Source organism: Thalassotalea agariperforans (genome assembly GCF_053470345.1).
Genome location: NZ_JBQMWH010000044.1, coordinates 1 through 399 on the forward strand (window position 1 = coordinate 1; position 399 = coordinate 399).

Below are 399 nucleotides of genomic sequence, written 5' to 3' on the forward strand. Positions count from 1 at the left end.
CGTTGTCATCCCAAAACGCCACTAATTTACCTAAACCTAACGTACCGGCTAATGAACAAGCTTCGTGAGAAATCCCTTCCATTAAACAACCGTCACCTAAGAAACAGTAAGTGAAATGGTCAACAATGTCGTGGCCGTCTTTGTTAAATTGAGCGGCTAAGGTTTTTTCAGCAATCGCCATACCAACAGCATTTGAAACACCAGCGCCTAATGGGCCAGTCGTAGTTTCAACACCTTTTGTGTAACCATACTCAGGGTGACCTGGTGTTTGTGAGTGTAATTGACGGAACTGTTTTAACTCATCAATCGGTAAATCATAACCTGATAAATGTAATAGAGAGTAAATTAGCATCGAACCATGGCCGTTTGATAATACAAAGCGGTCGCGGTTAGCAAAGT

1 protein-coding gene is annotated in these 399 nt (G+C 42.1%); it reads right to left on the reverse strand.

Features of this window, described 5'->3' with window-relative positions:
• Nucleotides 1-399, reverse strand: a 399-nt coding sequence (locus ACSLUO_RS17720; RefSeq protein WP_527241999.1) for a thiamine pyrophosphate-binding protein, incomplete at both ends; no start/stop codon positions are given.